Below are 21,714 nucleotides of genomic sequence, written 5' to 3' on the forward strand. Positions count from 1 at the left end.
GCCGCCGACCGTCCCGTGGACGCCTCCCCGGCGAGGTCCCGGCATCCGCACCGCGTCCACCGCACTCCCGGTGGAGCGCACAAGGACCTCAACAGGGCACTATGACTCCCATGATGGACAGCGGTCACAAGCTCGACGACTCCGAAGCCGCGGCTTCGCCCGCGGTGTCCTACTCGCGCCCGGAGGAGGGCCTGTGGATCATTGGCCTGCGCGGGGACGTCGAACTCCACCTGATGAAGGAGGTCGAGGCAGCCACCGGCGTCGCCCTGCGCCAGAGCCGTGGACCCGTGCTGTTCGACCTGCGGGAACTCGGCTTCTGCGACTCGTCGTTGCTCAACCACCTGCTGCGGACCACCCGGCAGCGCCAGGTGGCCCTGTTCGGCGCCGACCGGAACGTACGGCGCCTCCTCGAAGTGACAGGAGCGGAGACCGTGTTGCCGCTGTATCCCGACCTCGACGCGGCGCGCACCGCCCTGTCCCTGCCGCCCTCACCGGACCGCCCATGAGCACCCTCGACCCGTCCCGTCACGTGCCCGAGCCCCGTGGTGACAGCGGAAAGCCGGTCCGGCCGAGCGCCGTGTTCTCCGCGGACTCCGGCACCGCCTCACCCGGCGACGCCCGCCGCCTTGCCGTCGCCTACCTGGAGGATCACTGTCCGGGCGCCGACATTCCGGCCGTCCAGGTCGTGCTCAGCGAGCTGGTCACCAATGCCGCCCGGCACACCCCGGAGGGCACCTGGACCGTCACCCTGCGCCACGCCGACGGAATGCTCACCCTCCAGGTCGAGGACTCCAGCCCGCACCTTCCGCGCGCCCGGCAGGGCGACACCCTCGACGGGCACGGCGGTCTCGGTCTCGGACTGGTGGACAGTCTCAGCGACTTGGTCACCACGATGCGCACTCCGAGGGGCAAGGCGGTCATCGCGCACTGGAAGGTGGAGCGGGACGCGTCCGCCGGGCAGGGCGAAAATCCCGCGTAGCCCGGGACGGCTGCTCGGCGCCGCCTCCGCCACGTGGTGAGCGGTACGGAGTGCGCCGCGCGCGCCCGTCACACCGCTCGACCGCGCCGAAACCCACACAACCGAACGGCTGATACCCGTTCGTCGCGAGGCTTCCAACACAGTCCCACACGTCCTACCGTAATCGCGCACCGCTGACACGAACATGCCGTCACCCGCGCACGCGAGTCGGAGGACCGTGGACGATGCGTCACCCCCACACGTACAGATCCCGCAGAGCCGGTGTCACCGCGGTCGGCGCGCTCGCCGCCGCGCTGCTGGTGAGCGCGGCCGCCCTCACCGTGCCCGCCGCGGCAACTCCCGTACGGAGTACGGCCGTCGCCTCGGACGACGGTCTCGCCCTCACCCCGCCCATGGGCTTCAACAACTGGAACTCCACCCATTGCCGGGCCGAGTTCAACGAGACCATGGTCGAGGGGATAGCGGACCTCTTCGTCGACAAGGGTCTGAAGGACGCCGGTTACCAGTACGTCAATCTGGACGACTGCTGGGCGCTGCCGAACCGGGACGCGAACGGGCAGTTGGTGCCCGACCCGGCCCGATTCCCCCACGGGATCAAGGCTGTTGCCGACTATGTGCACGCCAAGGGGCTCAAGCTCGGCATCTACACCAGCGCGGGCACCAGGACCTGCGACACCACGGGCTTCCCCGGCGCGCTCGGTCACGAGGCGAGTGACGCACGGCAGTTCGCGGAGTGGGGCGTCGACTACCTCAAGTACGACAACTGCAACAACCAGGGCGTGGACGCGCGCCAGCGTTACCGCACGATGCGTGACGCCCTGAAAGCCACCGGGCGCCCCATCGTCTTCAGCATCTGCGAGTGGGGCGAGAACAAGCCCTGGGAGTGGGCCGCCGACGTGGGCCAACTCTGGCGCACCACCGGGGACATCAGCGACAACTGGGGCTCGATGCTGTCGATCCTCAAGCAGAACCTGCCCCTCGCGCCCTACGCCGGTCCGGGCCACTGGAACGACCCCGACATGCTGGAGGTCGGCAACGGCGGCATGACGGACACCGAGTACCGCTCCCACTTCTCCCTCTGGTCGATCATGGCCGCGCCGCTGCTCATCGGCACCGATCTACGCAAGGCGTCCGCCGAGACCCTCGACGTCCTCGGCAACAAGGAGGTCATCGCGGTCGACCAGGACCCGCTGGGCCGCCAGGGCACGGTCGTCTCGTCGGAGGGTGGCCGCTGGGTCGTCGCCAAGGAAATGGCGGACGGCAGCCGGACGGTGGCTCTCTTCAACGAGTCCGCGACCGCCCAGCACATCGCCACCAGCGCCTCGGCCGTGGGTCTGCCGAAGGCCGCCGGTTACACCCAGCGGGACCTCTGGCGGCACCGCAGCCTCAACACGGCGGGCACCATCGCCGCGACCGTCCCGGCCCACGGCACCGTCCTGCTGCGCGTGTCGGCCGACGGACACTGGGCGACGAACCCCCCGGCCACCGAACTCGGCGTGACAGAACAGCCGTTGGTCGAGGCGGGCACCCCGGCGACCCTGACCACCACGCTCACCGACCTGGGCCGTACGACAGCCCACCGGGCGTCCGTGTCCCTGACCGGACCCGAGGGCTGGGACGTACGCGCCCTCTCCCCCACCCGGACCGCGGCACTCGCCCCGGGTAAGTCCCTGCACACCCGTTGGCGCGTCACGGCACCGGAGGGCACCCCCACCGGCTCCTACGCCCTTTCCCTGCAAGCGAGTTACCGCTCGGCAGCCGGAACGCGGGTCACCGACGTCCTCCCGCTGACCGCCGCCGTGGTGGTACGCCCGCCCTCCGGCACCTCCTACCTCAGCGACCTGCCCTGGATGTCGGCCACCGGCGGCTGGGGTCCCGTGGAGCGCGACACCAGCAACGGCGAGAGCGCGGCGGGCGACGGCAACCCCCTCACCATCGGCTCGGTGACCTACCCCAAGGGACTCGGCACCCACGCCCCCAGCGAGATCGCCTACTACACCGGTGGGCGGTGCACGAACTTCACCGCCGAAGTGGGCGTCGACGACGAGAAGGGCACCAAGGGCACGGTCGCCTTCGAGATCTGGGCCGACGACACGAAAACCGCCTCGACCGGCACCCTGACCAACACGGACCCCGCCCACCCCCTGACCGCCGACATCTCCGGCGCCCGGGTGATACGCCTCGTCGTCACGGACGGCGGCGACGGCATCGACTCGGACCACGCGGACTGGGCGGGGGCGCGGGTGAGCTGCTGAAGTCGCGGTAGCCGCGGCTGTCTCTGCGCCCAGGACCTCGGCTCGTCCTGGGCGCAAAGGGGGGAGACACCCGGAGGTTCTGGGCGCGAGGATTCGGTCATGAACAGCAACGCGCCGGATGACTGGTCCCCGGCGGACCATCCGTACTCGATCGCGCTCTCGGAAGCGAACTGGTGGCGTGCCACGGTCGCGTTGACCGTCGACCGCATGCACAGCGACGACGTCCAGGTCGGCTGGTTCAGCTCCCGGCAGATCGACGCGCGCACACTGGTCGTCGCCCTGCGCCAGCTCCTCGCCGCGGTGAAGCTCGAACGGACCGCCCTCACAGACCTCGGCATGGATCCCGCGGTGATCAGCGCGCTCGATGACGCCGAACAGGCATTCCTTGTCGCCCTGCCGAACATCAAGCACGTCCGCGACGGTCTCACCCACTTCGAGGACTGGGCCCGCGGCCAGGGCGGCGGCCCGCAGGCAGCCGCCCGCAAGACCGCCGACCCACGCGCCGTAGCCCGCCGCTTCTGGAGCTTCGGCTACGACCCGGTCACCGACACCGTCACCATGGGACCGTTCACCATCCCCGTCAGCGCGGCACTCCCCGCCGCCAGCGCACTGTGCGAGGCGATCTACGCCGCGACGCGCGCGGTCGACCAGCGCAGCACGGCGCAACTCCGGGACCAAGCCGTCCAGGCGCTGACCGAGGCGGCGATTCCCTGTACTCCCCCACACGACGCGGTCCGTGTCTCTCAGGGCCGAGACACGCGGATCTGGCTCTCCCTCGAACTCACCCGCGTTCCGGACGGACAGCGCGGCGAACTGGCGGAGCGTGTCACCAAAGCGCTGGACGGCGTTGGACTGCGGCTCACATCGCCGGTGTTCCCGCAGGCAGACGACACGGCCGACCGCCTGATCGCCGGGGAGGCGCTGACGGTGGAGAGGAACAGCCCGCCGACCACGTAGGTGAGAAGCGGGACCGGATGCGGGCCTGACGAGGCGGAGAAGAACCTGGAGGTTCCGGGGCGCGTTGCCGCTTCACGTCTTCGCGCGATGGGAAGAGGACTGCCTCCCCCTCAGCACCTAGACCCCGACGCCCCCTCAGACCCCCGCAGCCGCCGCCCCCGGCCTCCGCGCGAGCGCCGCCGCAGCCGCCCCCACCAGCCCCGCGTCCGTGCCCATCTGCGCGGGCGCGACCGTCAGGCGCTGGACGAACGACAGCGTCGCGTAGTGGGCGAGGGCCTTGCGGAGGGGGGCGAAGAGGACGTCGCCCGCCTTGCCGACGCCGCCGCCGATCACCGCGATGTCGATCTCGACGAGGGTCGCGGTGGCGGCGATTCCGGCGGCGAGGGCCTGGGCGGCGCGTTCGAAGGCGGCGACGGCGACCGGGTCGCCCGCGCGGGCGGCGGCGGCCACGGCGACGGCGGAGGTGTCACCGTCGGGACCGGGCAGCCAGCCCTGTTCCAGGGCGCGGCGGGCGATGTTCGGGCCGCTGGACAGTCCCTCGACGCAGCCGCGCGAACCGCAGGGACACAGCTCGCCGTCCAGGTCGACGCTGATGTGGCCGATGTGACCGGCGTTGCCGGTGGGTCCGGGGTGCAGCCGTCCGCCCAGGACCAGGCCGCCGCCGACGCCCGTGGAGACCACCATGCACAGCGCGTTGTCGTGGCCGCGCGCCGCGCCCTGCCAGTGCTCGGCGGCCGTGATGGCGACACCGTCCCCGATCAGCTCCACCGGCAGATCGCCCCCGGTCGCCGCGCGCACCCGCTCCACGAGCGGATAGCCGCGCCAGCCCGGCACGTTGACGGGGCTGACGGTGCCCGCGGAGGCGTCCACCGGTCCGGCGCTGCCGATGCCGAGGGCCTCGGCGCGGGACCACAGCGGCGAGGCGGACAGCTCGGCGAGCACCTCCTCGACCGCGCGCATAACCGTTTCACCGTCCTCGCGGGCAGGCGTGGCGCGCTGCGTCCGCGTGTGGATCCGGCCGTCGCCGTCCACCAGCGCGCCCGCGATCTTGGTGCCGCCGATGTCCAGCGCAGCCACGAGGTCGGTGTGCATCAGTGTCAGGTCTCCCCGTCGAGCCGTGAGATGGAGCGAAGCCGGAAAACGCCCCCGACCGGTCATGACGGACCTGGACCGGGGACGGCGGTGGACAGTCTCTCGCGCACCTGACAACGTTGTCCAGGCTCTATGCTCGACGCCACACGCTCGTACCGGCCCCGACCGGGGCACCGGCCAGTGAAGACCACGGACGACAGGACAGGACTCCGCATCGTGCCCGAGACCACCCGCCGAGCGGACCCCGCCGGCGCCACCGGCCGTTACGGCAACCGGCCCACCATGAAGGACGTGGCCGCGCGGGCCGGGGTGGGGCTCAAGACGGTCTCCCGCGTGGTCAACGGCGAGCCCGGGGTCACCCCCGACACCGAACGGCGCGTCCAGGAAGCCATCGACGCCCTGGGCTTCCGGCGCAACGACAGCGCACGCGTGCTCCGCAAGGGCCGTACGGCCAGCATCGGACTGGTCCTGGAGGACCTCGCGGACCCGTTCTACGGTCCGCTCAGCCGCGCGGTCGAGGAGGTGGCCCGCGCCCACGGCGCCCTGCTGATCAACGGTTCCAGCGCCGAGGACCCGGAGCGGGAGCGGGAGTTGGCGCTCGCGCTGTGCGCACGTCGGGTGGACGGTCTGGTGGTGATCCCGGCCGGGGACGACCACCGCTATCTGGAGCCGGAGATCAGGGCGGGCGTCGCGACGGTGTTCGTGGACCGCCCGGCCGCGCGCATCGAGGCGGACGTGGTGCTCTCCGACAACTTCGGCGGCGCCCGCGACGGCGTGGCCCATCTGATCGCGCACGGGCACCGCCGGATCGGCTTCATCGGCGACATGCCGAACATCCACACGGCGGCGGAGCGGCTGCGCGGCTACCGGGCCGCCATGGAGGACGCCGGAATAGCCGTCGAGGACGACTGGATGTCGCTCGGCGCGACCAACCCGGAGCGGGTGCGCCGGGCGGCCGAGGGGATGCTGACCGGGACCTCACCGGTGACCGCCATATTCACGGGCAACAACCGGGTGACGGTCACCGTGATCCGGGTGCTGGCCGAGCACACGCGCCCGGTCGCCCTGGTCGGGTTCGACGACTTCGAGCTGGCCGATCTGCTCCAGCCGGGGGTGACGGTCGTCGCTCAGGACGCGGCGGCGCTCGGTCGTACCGCCGCCGAGCGGCTGTTCCGGCGGCTGGACGGCGCGCTGGCGGCGGCGGAGCGGATCGAGCTGCCGACCCGGCTGATCGAGCGCGGCTCGGGCGAACTGCCCCCGGCGGACTGAGGCTTCGGCGCCCGCTCAGGCGGGGCGGCCACCGGGAGCCGCGTAGGACTCCAGGTCGCCCCGGCTCAGCCCGGTCAGGGCGGCGACCTCGGCGGTGTCGAGGGCGCCGCAGTCAAGGCCGCGCAGGAGGTAGCCGCTGAGAGCCCGGGCGGTGGCGGGCTCGTCCATGACGTCGCCGCCCGCGCGGACTGCGTAGCGGGCGAGCCGGTCGGCGGCGCGCTCGAACCCCTCGCGGTAGAAGGCGAAGACGGCCGCGTAGCGGGTCGGCAGATGGCCGGGGTGCATGTCCCAGCCCTGGTAGTAGGCGCGGGCGAGGGAGCGGCGGACGAGACCGTGGTGCAGCCGCCAGGCCGCGTGGACCTGCTCGGCGGGACCGACCGGCAGCACGTTGGTGGAGCCGTCGGACAGGCGGACGCCGGTGCCCGCTGCGGCGACCTGCATGACCGCCTTGGCGTGGTCGGCGGCGGGATGGTCGGGCGCCTGGTGGGCGGCGGAGACGCCGAGGGCGGCGCTGTAGTCGAAGGTGCCGTAGTGGAGTCCGGTGACGCGGTCCTCGCCCGCCTGGATCATGCGGGCGACGGTCGCGGTGCCGTCGGCGGCGAGGACGGCCTGGCTGGTCTCGATCTGGATCTCGAAGCCGAGGCGTCCGCGCTCCAGTCCGTGGGTCTCCTCGAAGGCGTCCAGCAGCCGCGCGAAGGCGGTCACTTGCTCGGCGTACGTCACCTTCGGCAGCGTCAGCACCAGCCCCTCGGGCAGCCCGCCCGCCGCGAGCAGCCCGGTGAGGAAGACGTCCAGGGTGCGGATGCCCCGCTCGCGCACCCCGGCTTCCAGGCACTTGACGCGGATGCCGGTGTACGGCGGCGCCGTGCCCTTCTCGTACGCCTCCGCGACGAGCCGGGCGGCGCGGGCGGCGGCCTGGTCCTCCTCCTCGGAGGGGCGGATGCCGTAGCCGTCCTCGAAGTCGACCCGGAGGTCTTCCACCGGCTCGCGCTCCAGCTTGGCGCGGACGCGGGAGTACACCGGGTCGGCGAGTTCGGCGGACAGCCCGAGGACGGCCGCGAAGGACTCGGCGTCGGGGGCGTGCCGGTCGAGGGCGGCGAGGGCGTGGTCGCCCCAGGCGCGGGGGGTGTCGGCGGCGTAGGCATCGGCGGGGACGTAGACGGTGTGGACGGGCTGCCGGGTGCCGGGGTCGCCCGGGTAGCGGCGGGCCAGGTCGGCGTCGACGGGGGCGAGGAGGGCGCCGACGCGTTCCGCGATCGAGTCCGCGAGGCTGGTCCTGATCTTCTCCTGCCCGTCCATCCACACCCTCCCTCTCGCACGGCGCGGAACCGGACGGGTCCGCGCGCCGAAGCTATCCGGGGTGATTCTCGCTGGTCAACACCCTCCGGTCCGGGTCAACACCTTCCGGGCGGGGCGGGAAACGCGGAACCCCCGCGACCGGATGCCGGTCGCGGGGGTCCTGTGCGCACGGGAGCACGCGGGCGTGCTCTGCCTGGATCAGCCCTTGCGGGTCTTGATCTCGTCCGTGAGCTGCGGGACGACCTCGAAGAGGTCGCCGACGACGCCGTAGTCGACCAGGTCGAAGATCGGAGCCTCGGGGTCCTTGTTGACCGCGACGATCGTCTTCGAGGTCTGCATACCGGCGCGGTGCTGGATGGCGCCGGAGATGCCGTTGGCGATGTAGAGCTGCGGCGAGACCGACTTGCCGGTCTGACCGACCTGGTTGGTGTGCGGGTACCAGCCCGCGTCCACCGCGGCACGCGAGGCGCCGACGGCCGCGCCGAGGGAGTCGGCCAGCGCCTCGATGATCGCGAAGTTCTCCGCGCCGTTGACGCCACGGCCGCCGGAGACGACGATCGCGGCCTCGGTCAGGTCCGGACGACCGGTCGACTCGCGCGGGGTGCGACCGGTGACCTTGGTGCCGGTGGCCTGGTCGGAGAAGGTGACCGACAGGGACTCGACCGCACCGGCGGCCGGGGCGGCCTCGACGGCGGCCGAGTTCGGCTTGACCGTGATGACCGGGGTGCCCTTGACGACTCGGGACTTGGTGGTGAAGGACGCGGCGAACACCGACTGGGTGGCCACCGGGCCCTCGTCGCCCGCCTCGATGTCGACGGCGTCGGTGATGACGCCGGAGCCGGTGCGCAGCGCCAGGCGGGCGGCGATCTCCTTGCCCTCGGCGGAGGACGGCACCAGCACGGCGGCCGGGGACACGGCCTCGACGGCGGCCTGGAGGGCGTCGACCTTCGGGACGACGAGGTAGTCGGCGTACTCGGACGCGTCGTGGGTGAGGACGCGGGTCGCGCCGTGCTCGGCCAGCGTGGCGGCGGTGTCGGCGGCGCCGTTGCCCAGCGCGACGGCGACGGGCTCGCCGATGCGGCGGGCCAGCGTCAGCAGCTCCAGGGTGGGCTTGCGGACGGCACCGTCCACGTGGTCGACGTAGACGAGGACTTCAGCCATGGGATTGCTCTCCTGCGTAACGAAGTTGAGGGGCGGTCTGGGCGCGGAGCCTTAGATGAACTTCTGGCCCGCGAGGAACTCGGCGAGCTGCTTGCCGCCCTCGCCCTCGTCCTTGACGATCGTGCCCGCGGTGCGCGCCGGGCGCTCGGCCACGGCCTCGACCTTGGTGTACGCGCCGTCCAGACCGACCTCCTCCGCCTCGATGTCGAGGTCGGACAGGTCCCAGGACTCCACCGGCTTCTTCTTGGCGGCCATGATGCCCTTGAAAGACGGGTAACGCGCCTCGCCCGACTGGTCGGTCACCGACGCGACCGCCGGGAGGGACGCCTCGAGCTGCTCCGAGGCGGTGTCGCCGTCGCGGCGGCCCTTGACGGTGCCGTCCTCGACGGAGACCTCGGACAGCAGCGTCACCTGCGGCACGCCGAGGCGCTCCGCGACCAGGGCGGGTACGACACCCATGGTGCCGTCGGTGGAGGCCATGCCGGAGATCACCAGGTCGTAACCGGCCTTCTCGATCGCCTTGGCCAGCACCAGGGAGGTGCCCAGCGCGTCGGTGCCGTGCAGGTCGTCGTCCTCGATGTGGATCGCCTTGTCGGCGCCCATCGAGAGAGCCTTGCGCAGCGCGTCCTTGGCGTCCTCGGGGCCGACGGTCAGGACGGTGACCTCGGCGTCGTCCGCGTCGTCCGCGATCTGGAGGGCCTGCTCGACCGCGTACTCGTCCAGCTCGGAGAGCAGACCGTCCACGTCGTCACGATCGACGGTCAGGTCATCGGCGAAGTGCCGGTCGCCAGTGGCGTCGGGCACGTACTTCACAGTGACAACGATCCTCAAGCTCACGCCGGCTCTCCTACTGCATCGTCATTTCCGGGCTGCCTCTTGAAGGCAGCATAGGCGCCTCAAGCGGCCGGTCCCGGTCGGGGCGTCGGTGCGCTCCCGGCCGAAATATTACTCGCCAGTACATCCAGTTCGTGCCCGCTGAGCAAGCGCTTTGAACTGTGACCTTCGCAACGCAGCGTAACCGGAACTCGACGGCGACGCAGAAGCGGGCCGCCCCTCCCCGCAGCGGGCCCGGCGCCGGTCAGTCCCGCAGCGCGTTGAAGCGGCCCTGGTGGTAGAGCAGCGGGCGCCCGGCGCCCGAGGGGTCGCCGAGCACGACCTCGGCGAGCACGATCCGGTGGTCCCCGGCCGGGACGCGGCCGACGATCCGGCAGACCAGCCAGGCGAGCACGTCGTCCAGGACGGGCACGCCCTCCGGTCCCTCGCGCCAGGCGGTGGCCGGGCCGAAGCGGTCGGCTCCGCTGCGGGCGAACGTGGCGGCGAGACCGTCCTGGTGCTCGGCGAGCAGATGGACGCCGACGTACTCGGCGCGCGAGACGGCGGGCCAGCTCGACGCGCCGGTGCCTATGCCGAAGGAGACGAGCGGAGGTTCGGCGGAGACGGAGGTGACGGAGGTCGCGGTGAAGCCGACCGGACCGTGGTCGGCGCGGGCGGTGATGACCGCGACACCGGCGGCGTGGCGGCGGAAGGTGGCGCGCAGCAGTTCGGGCGAGGCGGTCTGGTGGGTGCCGAGATCGGGCGTGGCCGTCATGGAGTTGTCCTTCTGCTGAGGAGGGCGAGCGGAGCGGATTCCGTGGCTGCTCAACAGCCCGGACAGCGCGCGCTCGCGGTGCGGGCCAGGTCGACGTGGGCCCGCCCGACGAGAAGGAGTTCGGTCGGCATACGGCCAGGCTGACGATGGTTGGTGCGCACAGTCAAGTACGGTCCGCGATCCGGAAGGGGCCCGGCCGGGCGGTTCCCGCCGCTCACAGGGCTTCCCCGAGCGCGGCGATCACATCGGCTCTGCGCGGCTGTCCGGCGGCGCGGCGCACCACGCGTCCCGCCGCGTCGAGGACCAGGACGGTGGGAGTGCGGACGATGCCGAGGGCGCGGACGAGGCTCAGATGGGCCTCGGCGTCGATGTCGACGTGGGTCACGCCGGGCACCATCGCGGCGACCTCACCGAGGGTGCGGCGGGTGGCCCGGCAGGGGGCGCAGAAGGCGCTGGAGAACTGAACGAGGGTGGCCCGCTCGCCCAGTTCGCCGCTCAGGTCGGCCGGCTCCAGCCGCTGTTCCTCGCCCTGCCCGCGCACGCGTGTCCTCCGCTCCGCCGCTCGCGCGGCACTTGTCCGGCCCGTCTGCCGGTCGGCTCGTTCGGTCCGGTTGCTCAGCCCGGTCATTTTGTCCGGTCGTCCTCAACACCAGCGCGTGAGAGCCCCGCGGGATTCCCGCGACCGCCGGGAGCGCACTCCTGGGGCGGGTGAAACGCCTGCGCCGCTCTCCCCGATGGGCTGTTACAGGGACGTGACGAGGATCTCGCCGCCACGGGGCACCAGGACTGGCTACCCGTCCGTTCTTGGGGCACCATCTGGAGACGCCGTAAACCTACGGCTGCGTAACTTCCCGCCGGGAGCCCCTTTCCCGAGCAGAGCAGAAAGGGTTGACCCCGCCCATGGCAGAACTGGTCTACCGTCCCGTCGTCGGTCTCGCGAAGACGATGTTCAAGGTGTGGGACCTCAAGATCGACTGCAAGGGTGCGGAGAACATCCCGCGCACCGGTGGCGCCGTCCTGGTGAGCAATCACATCAGCTACCTGGACTTCATCTTCAACGGTCTGGCGGCGCTCCCGCAGAAGCGGCTGGTGCGGTTCATGGCCAAGGAGTCGGTCTTCCGGCACAAGGTGTCGGGTCCGCTGATGCGCGGCATGAAGCACATCCCAGTGGACCGGGCCTCGGGCGAGGCAGCGTACGCGCACGCGCTGGACTCGCTGCGCTCCGGCGAGGTCATCGGGGTGTTCCCGGAGGCGACCATCTCGGAGTCCTTCACGCTGAAGAGCTTCAAGTCGGGTGCGGCGCGGCTGGCGCAGGAGGCGGGCGTCCCGCTGGTCCCGATGGCGCTGTGGGGCACCCAGCGGCTGTGGACCAAGGGCCACCCGCGCAACTTCAAGCGCAGCCACACCCCCATCACCGTCCGCGTCGGCGAGGCGCTGGAGGCGCCCCGCGACCAGTACGCGGGCGCCATCACCCGTCGTCTGCGCGAGCGCGTCCAGGACCTCCTGGACGCCGCCCAGCGCGCCTACCCCGCCCGCCCCAAGTCCGCGGAGGACTCCTGGTGGCTCCCGGCCCACCTCGGCGGCACGGCCCCGACGGCGGAGCAGTTGCGAGCGGTTCAGGCCCTCTGACGCGCGGCGCCCCAGCACGCACAAGGATGCGACCGCCCGAAGATCCGTGGATCTTCGGGCGGTCGCATCCTTGTGCGCGGAAAACTAGCGGGCCATCTCCTCCTTGAGCGCCGCCACGAACAGGTCGACGTCGTCCTCCGTGGTGTCGAAGGAGCACATCCAGCGGACGTCGCCCGCCGCCTCGTCCCAGAAGTAGAAGCGGAAGCGCTTCTGGAGGCGTTCGCTCACGTCGTGGGGCAGGCGGGCGAAGACGCCGTTGGCCTGGACGGGGTGGAGGATCTCCACGCCGTCGACCGCGCGGGCGCCCTCCGCCAGGCGCTGGGCCATCTCGTTGGCGTGGCGGGCGTTGCGGAGCCAGAGGTCCTTGGCGTAGAGCGCCTCCAACTGCACCGAGACGAAGCGCATCTTGGAGGCGAGCTGCATGGACAGCTTGCGCAGGTGCTTCATGTGGGAGACGGCGTCCTGGTTGATCACCACGACCGCCTCGCCGAGGAGCGCGCCGTTCTTCGTCCCGCCGAGGGAGAGGATGTCGACGCCGACCGCATTGGTGAAGGTCCGCATGGGGACGTTCAGGGAGGCGGCGGCGTTGGCGATGCGGGAGCCGTCCAGGTGCACCTTCATGCCGTGCGCGTGGGCGTGCTCGCAGATCGCGCGGATCTCGCCGGGCGTGTAGAGGGTGCCCAGCTCGGTGGACTGGGTGATCGAGACGACCTGCGGCTTGGCCCGGTGCTCGTCGTCGAAGCCCCACGCCTGCCGGTCGATCAGCTCGGGCGTGAGCTTGCCGTCCGGCGTGGGCACGGTGAGCAGCTTGAGCCCGCCCATGCGCTCGGGGGCGCCGCCCTCGTCCACGTTGATGTGCGCGCTCTCGGCGCAGATCACCGCGCCCCAGCGGTCGGTGACCGCCTGGAGCGCGACGACGTTCGCGCCCGTGCCGTTGAAGACCGGGAACGCCTCCGCGGTCGCCCCGAAGTGGCCGCGGATGATCCGCTGGAGGTTCTCCGTGTACTCGTCCTCGCCGTACGCCACCTGGTGGCCGCCGTTGGCCAGGGCCACGGCGGCCAGCACCTCGGGGTGCGCACCGGCGTAGTTGTCGCTGGCGAAGCCCCGGACCTTCGGGTCGTGATGACGACGCGCGTCGGTCCTGGGAGGGTTCACGGCTTCTCGGTCAGCCACAGACGGGTTCCGTTCACTTCGGCGGCGGGCTCGCTCCAGACGCCGGCGACGGCGTCGGCCAGGTCCTTGACGTCCGTGAAGCCCGCGAACTTCGCGTTGGGTCGCTCGGCGCGCATCGCGTCGTGCACCAACGCCTTCACCACCAGGATCGCAGCGGCGGCGCGCGGCCCCTCCTCGCCCCCCGCCTTGCGGAAGCCGTCGGCCATGGCGAGCGTCCACGCCTCGGCGGCTGCCTTGGCGGCGGAGTACGCCGCGTTGCCCGCCGTCGGCTTGGACGCGCCCGCGGCGCTGATCAGCAGGTAGCGGCCGTTGCCGCTCTGCTGGAGGGCGTCGTAGAAGGCCAGGGAGGTGTTCTGGACGGTGCGGATCAGCAGCTTCTCCAGCAGGTCCCAGTCGGCCAGGTCGGTGTCGTCGAACTTGGCGCCGCCGCGCCAGCCGCCGACCAGGTGGACCAGGCCGTCGATCCGGCCGTGCTCCTTCTCGATGCCCGCCGCCCAGGCGCGGGTGGAGTCGAGGTCGAGCAGGTCGACCGTCTCACCGGTGACCGTGGCGCCGCCGTTGGCGTAGCGCGCCGCGTCCACGGCTTCCGCCAGACGGGCGGGGTCATTGTCCGCGCCGACGACGGTCGCCCCCGCCTCGGCCAGCCGGACCAGGGCGGCGCGCCCCGCCGGTCCGCCCGCTCCGGCGACCGCGACCACCGCACCCCGAAGAACCCCGTTGCCCATCGTCTTCCTCTCCCGCTCCGCAGTCTCGTGCGCGTCGCTCTCGCGTACGCCGTTCTCGTGGACGCCGTTCTCGTGGGCGCCGTCGCTCACGCGGCAGTCCGCTCGGCACCGTCCGCCGTGATGCCCTTCGTCGAGGCAATCACGTTCTTCAGCTTCTTGGACAGCGCCTCATAGAACATGCTCAGCGGAAACTCGTCCGGGAGCACGTCGTCCACGAGCTTGCGCGGCGGCAGGCTGAGGTCGAGGGCGTCGGGACCCTTGGCCCACTTGGAGCCGGGGTGCGGGGCGAGGTAGGTCGCGACCAGCTCGTACCCGGCGAACCAGTGGACCAGCTTGGGCCGGTCGATGCCGTCGCGGTAGAGCCGCTCGATGTCGGCGCACAGCCGGTTGGTGACCTCGGGGGCGCGCTCCCAGTCGATGGAGAGCTTGTTGTCGGTCCAGCGGACCACGTCGTGCTTGTGCAGGTAGGCGAAGAGGAGCTGACCGCCGAGCCCGTCGTAGTTGCGGACGCGGTCGCCGGTGACCGGGAAGCGGAACATGCGGTCGAAGAGGACCGTGTACTGCACGTCACGCGCCTGCGGGACGCCGTCCGACTCCAGCTTCACCGCCTCCTTGAAGGCGGTGAGGTCGCAGCGCAGCTCCTCCAGGCCGTACATCCAGAACGGCTGGCGCTGCTTGATCATGAACGGGTCGAAGGGCAGGTCACCGTGGCTGTGGGTGCGGTCGTGGACGATGTCCCAGAGCACGAACGCCTCTTCGCAGCGCTTCTGGTCGTGGACCATCTCCGCGATGTCCTCAGGCAGCTCCAGACCCAGGAGGTCGACGGCGGCGTCGGTGACCTTGCGGAAGCGCGCGGCTTCGCGGTCGCAGAAGATGCCACCCCAGGAGAAACGTTCCGGCGCCTCGCGGACGGCGATGGTCTCCGGGAAGAGGACGGCGGAGTTGGTGTCGTAGCCCGAGGTGAAGTCCTCGAAGGTGATGCCGCAGAACAGCGGGTTGTCGTACCGCGTGCGCTCCAGCTCGGCCAGCCAGTCCGGCCAGACCATGCGCAGGACGACCGCCTCCAGATTGCGGTCCGGGTTGCCGTTCTGCGTGTACATCGGGAAGACGACCAGATGCTGGAGACCGTGCTCGCGGCGCGCGGCGGGGTGGAAGGCCAGCAGCGAGTCGAGGAAGTCCGGCACCTCGAAGCCGCCCTCGGCCCAGCGGCGCAGGTCCTTCACGAGGGCCTCGTGGTAGGCGGCGTCGTGCGGGAGCAGCGGGGCCAGCTCCTCGACCGCCTCGGTCACCCGGCGCACGGCGGCCTCGGCGTCGGCCCGCGTGGGCGCGCCCTCGGCATCGAAGTCGATCGATCCGTCCTTGGACTGCCATGGCCGGATCCGCTCCACGGCATCCTTGAGCGTCGGCCAGGCCGGGTGGTCGATCACCCTGGTCAGCGAAGGAAGCCGCTCCTCCGCACCCGCCTGCACAAGAATTTCCGTCATGTTCCATCCTCCACGGGAGAACCTCGCGTATGGACACCGTATGCATACCCGGTTTCACCGAACAAGAGGGGTCTCGGGAAATTATTCTGCGCAGCCGCCGTTCGGCCGCTGTTTTTCCTGCCGCAAACCGTGACGGCGCTCACTTCCATCAGGCGGATACGGCTGGCCGGCGGCTGCGGGTTTCAGCCAGCCCTCCTGCGGGCAGCGGCACACGGTCCGTGACGGGGCGGACGCACATGAAGAGCCATCCCGGGGCGGGGCCATTAGGCTGCGGAACGTGCCGCGCGGTCGACGACGTCCGTCGGGTCCGCGGATCGGGCCGCCGTCGACGGAAGCGAGTTGAACCTTGAACTTCCTTACCATCGGACACCGCGGGGTCATGGGCGTCGAGCCCGAGAACACCCTCCGTTCCTTCGTCGCGGCGCAGCAGGCCGGCCTCGACGTCATCGAACTCGACCTGCACCTCAGCAAGGACGGCGCGCTGGTCGTCATGCACGACGCCGAGGTGGACCGCACCACCGACGGCAGCGGGGCGATCTCCGAGAAGACCCTCGCGGAGCTGCGCGCCCTCGACGCGGGGCTCGGTGAGCGGGTGCCGGTCTTCGAAGAAGTCCTGGACGCGGTGAGCGCGCCCCTTCAGGCGGAGATCAAGGACGTGGCGGCGGCCAAGGCGCTCGCCGAGGTCATGCACCGCCGGGACCTGGTCTCGCGCGTGGAGGTGCTGTCCTTCCACGACGAGGCGCTGGCGGAGATCTCCCGCCTTGTGCCGGGGGTGCGCACCGCGCTCGTCGCGAGCCGGTACGGCACCGATGTGGTGGACCGGGCCGTGGCGGTGGGCGCCACGACCCTCTGTCTCAACATCCGGCGGCTGACCCAGGAGGTCGTGGAGAAGGCGCGCGCGGCGGACCTGCGCATCTTCGCCTGGGTGGTCAACACCCAGGACGACCTGCGGCTGGTGCGCGCGCTCCAGCTCGACGGGGCGACGACGGACTGTCCGGAGATCAAGCGCACCGGTCGCTTCACGGCCTGAGCCGCTCGGGACGCCCGCCGGGTCAGACCAGCGGCTTGACCAGCAGCTCGAAGCGCAGGTCGTCCCGGCGCGGTATGCCGAAGCGCTCGTCGCCGTACGGGAAGGGCGACGTCTTTCCCGTACGGCGGTAGCCGCGCCGCTCGTACCAGGCGATCAGGTCGTCGCGGACGGAGATCACCGTCATGTGCATCTCGGTGACGCCCCAGGTCTCGCGGACCTGCCGCTCCGCCTCCGCCATGACGACCTTGCCCAGACCCTCGCCCTGGAGGGCGGGGCTGACCGCGAACATGCCGAAGTAGGCGTATTCACCGCGGTGTTCGAGCTGGCAGCAGGCGACGGCGCGGCCGTCGCGCTCCACGACGAGCAGCCTGCTGTCCGGCGACTTGACGATCTCCCGCACGCCCTCGGGGTCGGTCCGCTGCCCGTCCAGGATGTCCGCCTCGGTGGTCCAGCCGACCCGGCTCGCCTCGCCCCGGTACGCCGACTCGACCAGCGCGACGAGGGTGTCCACGTCGGCGTCGGTGGCGTCACGGAAGGTCAGTCCGGTGGGGTGGTTCATGGAATGTTCTCCGACTTCTCGGGCGCGGCTCGGCCAGGGTCGAGGGTAACCGGGAGATTAGGCTTCGCCCGCATGGTGCATGTACTCGGCAGTCGTCTGCTCGTCCGCCCGACCGACCCGGACCGTTCCCGCGCTTTCTACGGCGACCAGTTGGGTCTCGCCGTCTACCGCGAGTTCGGTACGGGTCCCGAGCGCGGGACCGTCTACTTCCTGGGCGGCGGTTTCCTGGAGGTCTCGGGGCGCTCCGAGCAGCCGCCGTCGCCGGAGACGCGGCTGTGGCTCCAGGTCGCGGACGTACGGGCCGCGCACGAGGAGCTGCGGGCGAAGGGCGTCGAGATCGTGCGGGCGCCGCAGCGGGAGCCGTGGGGGCTGGACGAGATGTGGATCGCGGACCCGGACGGCATGCCGATCGTGCTGGTGGAGGTTCCGGCGGAGCATCCGCTGCGGTACCGGCCGGGGATCTGACGCCCATGGCCCGGCGGGCTCAGGCGCGCAGAGCGCCGAGGTGTCCCTCCAGTCCGTTCAGGAGCACGGCGAGCAGGTCGGACAGCTCCTCCTGGCCCTCGGGGACGAGGGCGGACAACACCGTCTTCTCGTAGGCGAGTTGCTCGGGGAGGATGCCGTCCACGAGGTCGCGGCCCGCGTCCGTGAGGCGGAGGTGGGCCACCCGGCGGTCGCGGGTGTCGGTGCGCCGTTCGACCAGTCCGGTCTCGGTGAGCCGCTTGAGGCGCTTGGTCACGGCTGCACCGGAGGAGAAGGTCTCCCGGGCCAGCTCGCCGGGGGTGAGTTCGTGCCCGGTACGGCGGAGCGCGCCCAGCAGGTCGAACTCGGCGCGGCTGAGTCCGGCGCGGCGCAGCGGGGCGTCCTCCGCCTGCTGGAGGAGGGCGGAGCAGCGGTTGATCCGGCCGATGACCTCCATGGGACCGGTGTCGAGCCCGGGGTGCACGGCACGCCACTGGCCGACGACCGAGGCGACGGTGTCGGTGCGGGGCGCGGCAGGGGCGCCGGTGCCGGTGCCGCTCGCGCCAGCGGTGCCGTCGGCTGCCGGTCCGGGGGCGTCCGTCCGTTCGTCCCCGGTGTCCGGTCGCCCGTTCCTCGGCGTCATGGCCGTACTGCCTCCGTCGTCCCGCTGTCGTGCGTCCGCGCCTGTGCGGCCCGTCCGTGCCGCGTCGTCTCGGTGAGCGTACGGTGTCCCGCCTGCTCGGCGCGCAGGACCCGCTCCTCGGGCAGCGGGCGCTGCCACCACTCCCCCAGCGCGGTGTCGGCCGTGACGCGCAGGTCGATCAGGGCAGCGGCGAGGGCGCGGCGCGCGGGGTCCAGGGCGGTCGGCCGGGGCTGGGCGAGCAGCCGGTCGGCGTGGGCGCGAGCCTCCTCGACGGCGGTGAGGGCGTGCTCCACGTGGCGTCCGGCGCGGCGGTTGGTGACGAGGACGGCGGCGGCGAAGCCGGTCAGGGCGCCGACCAGGGTGTCCAGGACGCGCTGGGTCATGAGCGCGCCGGGGTCCTGGAGGCGGGTGAACTCGGTGATGAGCAGCGCCATGGGCGTCACGCAGACGGTACCGAGCCAGTAGTTGCGGGCGATCAGCGCCTCGGCGCCGAAGTTGCAGGCGGCGCAGCACAGCACGAGCACCATCGGGTGGAGGTGGGTCAGCGGGGCGAGGGCGGCGAAGACGAGGACGCCGAGCAGGTTGCCGAGGACCCGCTGGAGGGCGCGGCTCCAGGTGCGGGTGACGTTGGCCTGGTAGAGCGCGGCGGCGGTGACCAGGGCCCAGTAGGGGCGGCCGACACCGAGCGCGAGGGCCGCGTATCCGGCGAGCGCGCAGCCGAGGGCGGTGCGGACGGCGAGCGGGGCGAGGTGGGTCAGGGGGATGCGGCGGGGGCGGGGGTACGGCGGTTCCGCCGCCGCGTCGAGGGCGCCGGGTACGGGGCCGTTGCCGCGCAGTGCGCCGGCGTGGGCGCGGAGTACGGCGGGGTCGGCGGCGGTGGTCGCGAGGGCGGTCTCGGCCTCGGTCAGCAGGGCGGCGAGCGCCCGCCGGGTGGGGTCGGGGCGGACGCCGGGGGCGTGCAGGACCGACCGGGCGGTGTGCAGGGCGGCGTACGCGGCCGTGCGGGCGGGTCCCGCGCCGCCGTCGCCCGCGAGCTGGGCGGCGACCGCGCGCAGGGCCGCGGCGACGGCGCGGCGTTCGGGACCGTGCGGGCGCAGGAGGACGGGTGCCATGCCGACCAGCCACGCCCAGGCGCCCGCGCCGAGCGCGAGGGCGACGTGACCGGGGACCTGGCCGGGGGTCTGCGGGACGAAGAGCGCGGCGGACATGACGAAGGCGACGACCACGTTCCCCGGCGGTCCGATCCGGGTCGCCTCGCAGACGGTCTTCTGCACGGCGGCCAGCAGGGCGCCGACGGTCACCAGGACCACGGGGTCGGAGGTGAGCGACGCGGTGAGGAGGGCTGCGGCCAGACCGCCGGTCATGCCGAGGACCACCAGGGCGAGGACGCGGGCCCGGGCGGCGTACGGGCGGTCGTGGGCGTAGAGCGCGCACAGCGCCCCCGCCATCGTGTAGAGGGCGAGGTCGAGGCGGCCGAGGGCCAGCAGGACGAGGTTGGGCGGGAGGGTCGAGGCCACCACGCTGAGCGCGGGTTTGAACCAGATCGCGGAGGGCCGTCCGAGACGGAGCGTCTGAGCGAGCGGGAGCGGGCGGAGGGACAGGCTGCTCATACCAATGAACTTAGCATGTGTTTTACCCGTAAAACATTGAGCCCTCGGGTGTGCGTACTCCGGCGTCCTGGGCGCGCGTGCTCCGGTGAGTGCTCCCCGTGTACTCCCTTGCGCTCGCGTGCGCTCCGCGTGTCGTGGGCATCGCATCCCTCGACCGACGTCGAACGGGGGTGGTGGGCGTGCACGGTCCGGCTTCACCGGCCTGGCTGCTGGTCGCGCTGTGCGCGGCGACCGGGGCCTACTGCCTGCTGCGGATGCGCAGCGGCGTCGAGGAGCAGCGCCGCGCGGCGGGCGGCGAGGCGCTGATGGGCTTCGGGATGGCCGCGATGGCGGTCCCGGCGGCGGTGTTCGCCCCGCCGCGCTGGGTGTGGCCGGTGTACGCGGCCGTGTTCGGCGCGGCGGCGCTGCGCGCGCTGTGGGCGGCGCGGCAGGACGCCCATCATCTGCACCATCTGATGGGCACGGCGGCAATGGTCTACATGTCCGTAGTGATGGCGCTCGCCCCGGCCGGGCACCACCACATGCCGGGCGGCTCGGGCGTGGCCCCGGTGACCGGCGCGCTGCTGCTGTACTTCACCGGCTACGTCCTGCTGACCGGTGCCCGGCTGGTACCGGCGACCGCGAGCGCGGGACCGGGTACGGCGCGCTGGGGCGACCGTCCCGAACTGGCGCGTGCCTGCCGTCTGTCGATGGGGATAGGCACGGTCGCGATGCTGCTGACGATGTGAGGTCCCGGTACCTCAACATCCGCCCCGGTCAACGGCGTTGTCTGCGTCACTTCGGTGGACCGCGTGGCTCCGCGTGTCCCGTCCCGCCCATAGGGTGCTGCCCATGATGGTCCCCGTGGCGCTGCTGCTGCTCGGCATCCTGACCTCCGTGGCCGCTCCCCGGCTGCTCGGGCGGGCGGACTGGCCGGACCGGGAGCCGGTGGTGGCGCTGTGGGCGTGGCAGTGCGTGGTGGCGGCCGTACTGCTGTGCTGCGCGCTGTCGATGACGCTCAGCGCGGCGGCGGCGTGGCAGGCGGTACGCGGGCGGGTGTTCGCCCCGGCGCCGCACGCGGTCGTCGAGGCGTACGCCCTCGGCACGGGTGGGGCGTGGGCGTCCGGTACGGCGGTGGCGCTCGCGTGCGGCGGGCTGTGGAGCGCGGCGATGCTGGTCCGCGAGGTGGTGCGGGTCCGGCGGGGTCGTGAGCGGCACCGGACCGAACTCCTGCTCCGCGCACCACTGTTGCCCGGTGAGCGACCGTCGGAGGGGCGCCTGGTGGTGCTGGAGGGCGAGCGCCCCGACGCCTGGTGGCTGTCCGGCGCTACGCCCCGGCTCGTCGTCACCACGGCAGCGCTGCGCCGCCTGAAGGGGCGTCAGCTCGACGCCCTGCTCGCTCATGAGCAGGGTCACGCGCGCGCCCGGCACGACTGGCTGCTGCACTGTTCGGCAGCGCTGGCGGACGGTTTCCCGCGCGTGCCGGTGTTCGCGGCGTTCCGCGACGAGATGCACCGGCTGGTCGAGTTGGCCGCCGACGACACCGCCTCCCGGCGCTTCGGGCGGGTGACGACGGCGCTCGCCCTGGTCGAACTCAATCAGCACCGGGGCGTGTTCGGACCGTGCCCCACCCCCGAGTCGCATGTGCCGCAGCGGGTGGACCGGCTGCTGACCGCCCCGGAGCGGCTTCCGGCGCCGCGGCGGCTGCGGCTGACGGCGGCGGCCGCGCTGATCCCGGTGATCCCGGTGCTGGTGACGCTCGTCCCGGCGCTGCGGGCGCTGGGGTAGGGGCTGTTCGCCGCCGACGCGCCGAGTCCGGT

General features: G+C 72.2%; 22 protein-coding genes. 10 read left to right on the top strand and 12 right to left on the bottom strand.

Features of this window, described 5'->3' with window-relative positions; translation table 11 throughout:
* Positions 1 to 110: 110 nt before the first annotated feature.
* The 4 genes from IF655_RS03200 to IF655_RS03215 all read left to right on the top strand — a co-directional run bounded on the left by IF655_RS03200 (position 111) and on the right by IF655_RS03215 (position 4,191).
* Positions 111 to 506: an STAS domain-containing protein gene (locus IF655_RS03200; protein WP_199581947.1), complete on the top strand. Its 396-nt coding sequence runs from the start codon at positions 111 to 113 to the stop codon at positions 504 to 506.
* On the top strand, positions 503 to 979 hold the full coding sequence (locus IF655_RS03205) for an ATP-binding protein (protein ID WP_199581948.1): 477 nt from the start codon (positions 503 to 505) through the stop codon (positions 977 to 979). The genes IF655_RS03200 and IF655_RS03205 overlap by 4 nt, the downstream gene beginning before the upstream one ends.
* Before the next feature lie 224 nt (positions 980 to 1,203).
* Positions 1,204 to 3,234, top strand: a complete 2,031-nt coding sequence (locus tag IF655_RS03210; protein WP_199581949.1) for an NPCBM/NEW2 domain-containing protein — start codon at positions 1,204 to 1,206, stop codon at positions 3,232 to 3,234.
* A gap of 99 nt (positions 3,235 to 3,333) precedes the next feature.
* Positions 3,334 to 4,191, top strand: coding sequence for a hypothetical protein (locus IF655_RS03215; protein WP_242488520.1), 858 nt, complete (start codon positions 3,334 to 3,336; stop codon positions 4,189 to 4,191).
* Positions 4,192 to 4,326: 135 nt separating this feature from the next.
* On the opposite strand, the gene IF655_RS03220 is transcribed toward IF655_RS03215, so the two are convergent.
* Positions 4,327 to 5,283 carry an ROK family protein gene (locus IF655_RS03220; protein ID WP_199581950.1) on the bottom strand — a complete coding sequence of 319 codons (957 nt, stop codon included), beginning with the start codon at positions 5,281 to 5,283 and terminating at the stop codon, positions 4,327 to 4,329.
* 216 nt (positions 5,284 to 5,499) lie between these two features.
* Here IF655_RS03220 and IF655_RS03225 point away from each other — a divergent pair, with 216 nt between their 5' ends.
* Positions 5,500 to 6,552 (top strand): LacI family DNA-binding transcriptional regulator, encoded by a 1,053-nt coding sequence (locus tag IF655_RS03225; protein ID WP_199581951.1) that lies wholly within the window; start codon positions 5,500 to 5,502, stop codon positions 6,550 to 6,552.
* Positions 6,553 to 6,567: 15 nt separating this feature from the next.
* Here IF655_RS03225 and IF655_RS03230 read toward each other — a convergent pair whose 3' ends face one another.
* The 5 genes from IF655_RS03230 to IF655_RS03250 form a co-directional block, all read right to left on the bottom strand.
* On the bottom strand, positions 6,568 to 7,851 hold the full coding sequence (locus IF655_RS03230) for an aldolase/citrate lyase family protein (RefSeq protein WP_199581952.1): 1,284 nt from the start codon (positions 7,849 to 7,851) through the stop codon (positions 6,568 to 6,570).
* A gap of 198 nt (positions 7,852 to 8,049) precedes the next feature.
* A complete protein-coding gene (locus IF655_RS03235; RefSeq protein WP_199581953.1) occupies positions 8,050 to 9,012 on the bottom strand; it encodes an electron transfer flavoprotein subunit alpha/FixB family protein in 963 nt (320 codons plus the stop codon).
* Positions 9,013 to 9,063: 51 nt separating this feature from the next.
* Positions 9,064 to 9,849, bottom strand: a complete 786-nt coding sequence (locus IF655_RS03240) for an electron transfer flavoprotein subunit beta/FixA family protein (protein ID WP_199581954.1) — start codon at positions 9,847 to 9,849, stop codon at positions 9,064 to 9,066.
* A gap of 241 nt (positions 9,850 to 10,090) precedes the next feature.
* Positions 10,091 to 10,600: a flavin reductase family protein gene (locus tag IF655_RS03245; RefSeq protein ID WP_199581955.1), complete on the bottom strand. Its 510-nt coding sequence runs from the start codon at positions 10,598 to 10,600 to the stop codon at positions 10,091 to 10,093.
* Between the two features lie 214 nt (positions 10,601 to 10,814).
* On the bottom strand, positions 10,815 to 11,228 hold the full coding sequence (locus IF655_RS03250; protein WP_242488521.1) for a thioredoxin family protein: 414 nt from the start codon (positions 11,226 to 11,228) through the stop codon (positions 10,815 to 10,817).
* 272 nt (positions 11,229 to 11,500) lie between these two features.
* Here IF655_RS03250 and IF655_RS03255 point away from each other — a divergent pair, with 272 nt between their 5' ends.
* Positions 11,501 to 12,229 carry a 1-acyl-sn-glycerol-3-phosphate acyltransferase gene (locus IF655_RS03255; protein WP_199581956.1) on the top strand — a complete coding sequence of 243 codons (729 nt, stop codon included), beginning with the start codon at positions 11,501 to 11,503 and terminating at the stop codon, positions 12,227 to 12,229.
* Between the two features lie 84 nt (positions 12,230 to 12,313).
* Here IF655_RS03255 and IF655_RS03260 read toward each other — a convergent pair whose 3' ends face one another.
* From IF655_RS03260 to IF655_RS03270, 3 genes are all read right to left on the bottom strand, one after another.
* A complete protein-coding gene (locus IF655_RS03260; protein ID WP_199581957.1) occupies positions 12,314 to 13,384 on the bottom strand; it encodes a low specificity L-threonine aldolase in 1,071 nt (356 codons plus the stop codon).
* Positions 13,381 to 14,127, bottom strand: a complete 747-nt coding sequence (locus IF655_RS03265; protein ID WP_199582345.1) for an SDR family NAD(P)-dependent oxidoreductase — start codon at positions 14,125 to 14,127, stop codon at positions 13,381 to 13,383. Before IF655_RS03265 ends, IF655_RS03260 begins: the two co-directional genes overlap by 4 nt.
* Positions 14,128 to 14,213: 86 nt before the next feature.
* Positions 14,214 to 15,611: a DUF6421 family protein gene (locus tag IF655_RS03270; protein WP_199581958.1), complete on the bottom strand. Its 1,398-nt coding sequence runs from the start codon at positions 15,609 to 15,611 to the stop codon at positions 14,214 to 14,216.
* Positions 15,612 to 15,957: 346 nt separating this feature from the next.
* Between IF655_RS03270 and IF655_RS03275 the strand changes: the two genes are divergently transcribed.
* On the top strand, positions 15,958 to 16,641 hold the full coding sequence (locus tag IF655_RS03275; protein WP_199581959.1) for a glycerophosphodiester phosphodiesterase family protein: 684 nt from the start codon (positions 15,958 to 15,960) through the stop codon (positions 16,639 to 16,641).
* A 22-nt stretch (positions 16,642 to 16,663) separates the two neighbouring features.
* On the opposite strand, the gene IF655_RS03280 is transcribed toward IF655_RS03275, so the two are convergent.
* The gene (locus IF655_RS03280) at positions 16,664 to 17,200 is read right to left on the bottom strand and encodes a GNAT family N-acetyltransferase (protein WP_199581960.1); all 537 of its coding nucleotides are present in this window, start codon (positions 17,198 to 17,200) and stop codon (positions 16,664 to 16,666) included.
* Positions 17,201 to 17,272: 72 nt separating this feature from the next.
* On the opposite strand from IF655_RS03280, the gene IF655_RS03285 reads away from it, so the two are divergent.
* Positions 17,273 to 17,665, top strand: coding sequence for a VOC family protein (locus IF655_RS03285; RefSeq protein ID WP_199581961.1), 393 nt, complete (start codon positions 17,273 to 17,275; stop codon positions 17,663 to 17,665).
* 19 nt (positions 17,666 to 17,684) lie between these two features.
* On the opposite strand, the gene IF655_RS03290 is transcribed toward IF655_RS03285, so the two are convergent.
* Positions 17,685 to 18,305 carry a MarR family winged helix-turn-helix transcriptional regulator gene (locus tag IF655_RS03290; RefSeq protein ID WP_199581962.1) on the bottom strand — a complete coding sequence of 207 codons (621 nt, stop codon included), beginning with the start codon at positions 18,303 to 18,305 and terminating at the stop codon, positions 17,685 to 17,687.
* Positions 18,302 to 19,915: an FUSC family protein gene (locus tag IF655_RS03295; protein ID WP_199581963.1), complete on the bottom strand. Its 1,614-nt coding sequence runs from the start codon at positions 19,913 to 19,915 to the stop codon at positions 18,302 to 18,304. The genes IF655_RS03290 and IF655_RS03295 overlap by 4 nt, the downstream gene beginning before the upstream one ends.
* A 179-nt stretch (positions 19,916 to 20,094) precedes the next feature.
* Here IF655_RS03295 and IF655_RS03300 point away from each other — a divergent pair, with 179 nt between their 5' ends.
* Complete coding sequence (locus IF655_RS03300; RefSeq protein ID WP_199582346.1) at positions 20,095 to 20,643, top strand: DUF5134 domain-containing protein; 549 nt, start codon at positions 20,095 to 20,097, stop codon at positions 20,641 to 20,643.
* 103 nt (positions 20,644 to 20,746) lie between these two features.
* Complete coding sequence (locus tag IF655_RS03305) at positions 20,747 to 21,682, top strand: M56 family metallopeptidase (RefSeq protein WP_199581964.1); 936 nt, start codon at positions 20,747 to 20,749, stop codon at positions 21,680 to 21,682.
* The last annotated feature ends 32 nt before the right edge of the window (positions 21,683 to 21,714 follow it).

The sequence above is a fragment of the Streptomyces sp. DSM 110735 genome (assembly GCF_016482685.1).
Classification (GTDB): Bacteria; Actinomycetota; Actinomycetes; order Streptomycetales; family Streptomycetaceae; genus Streptomyces.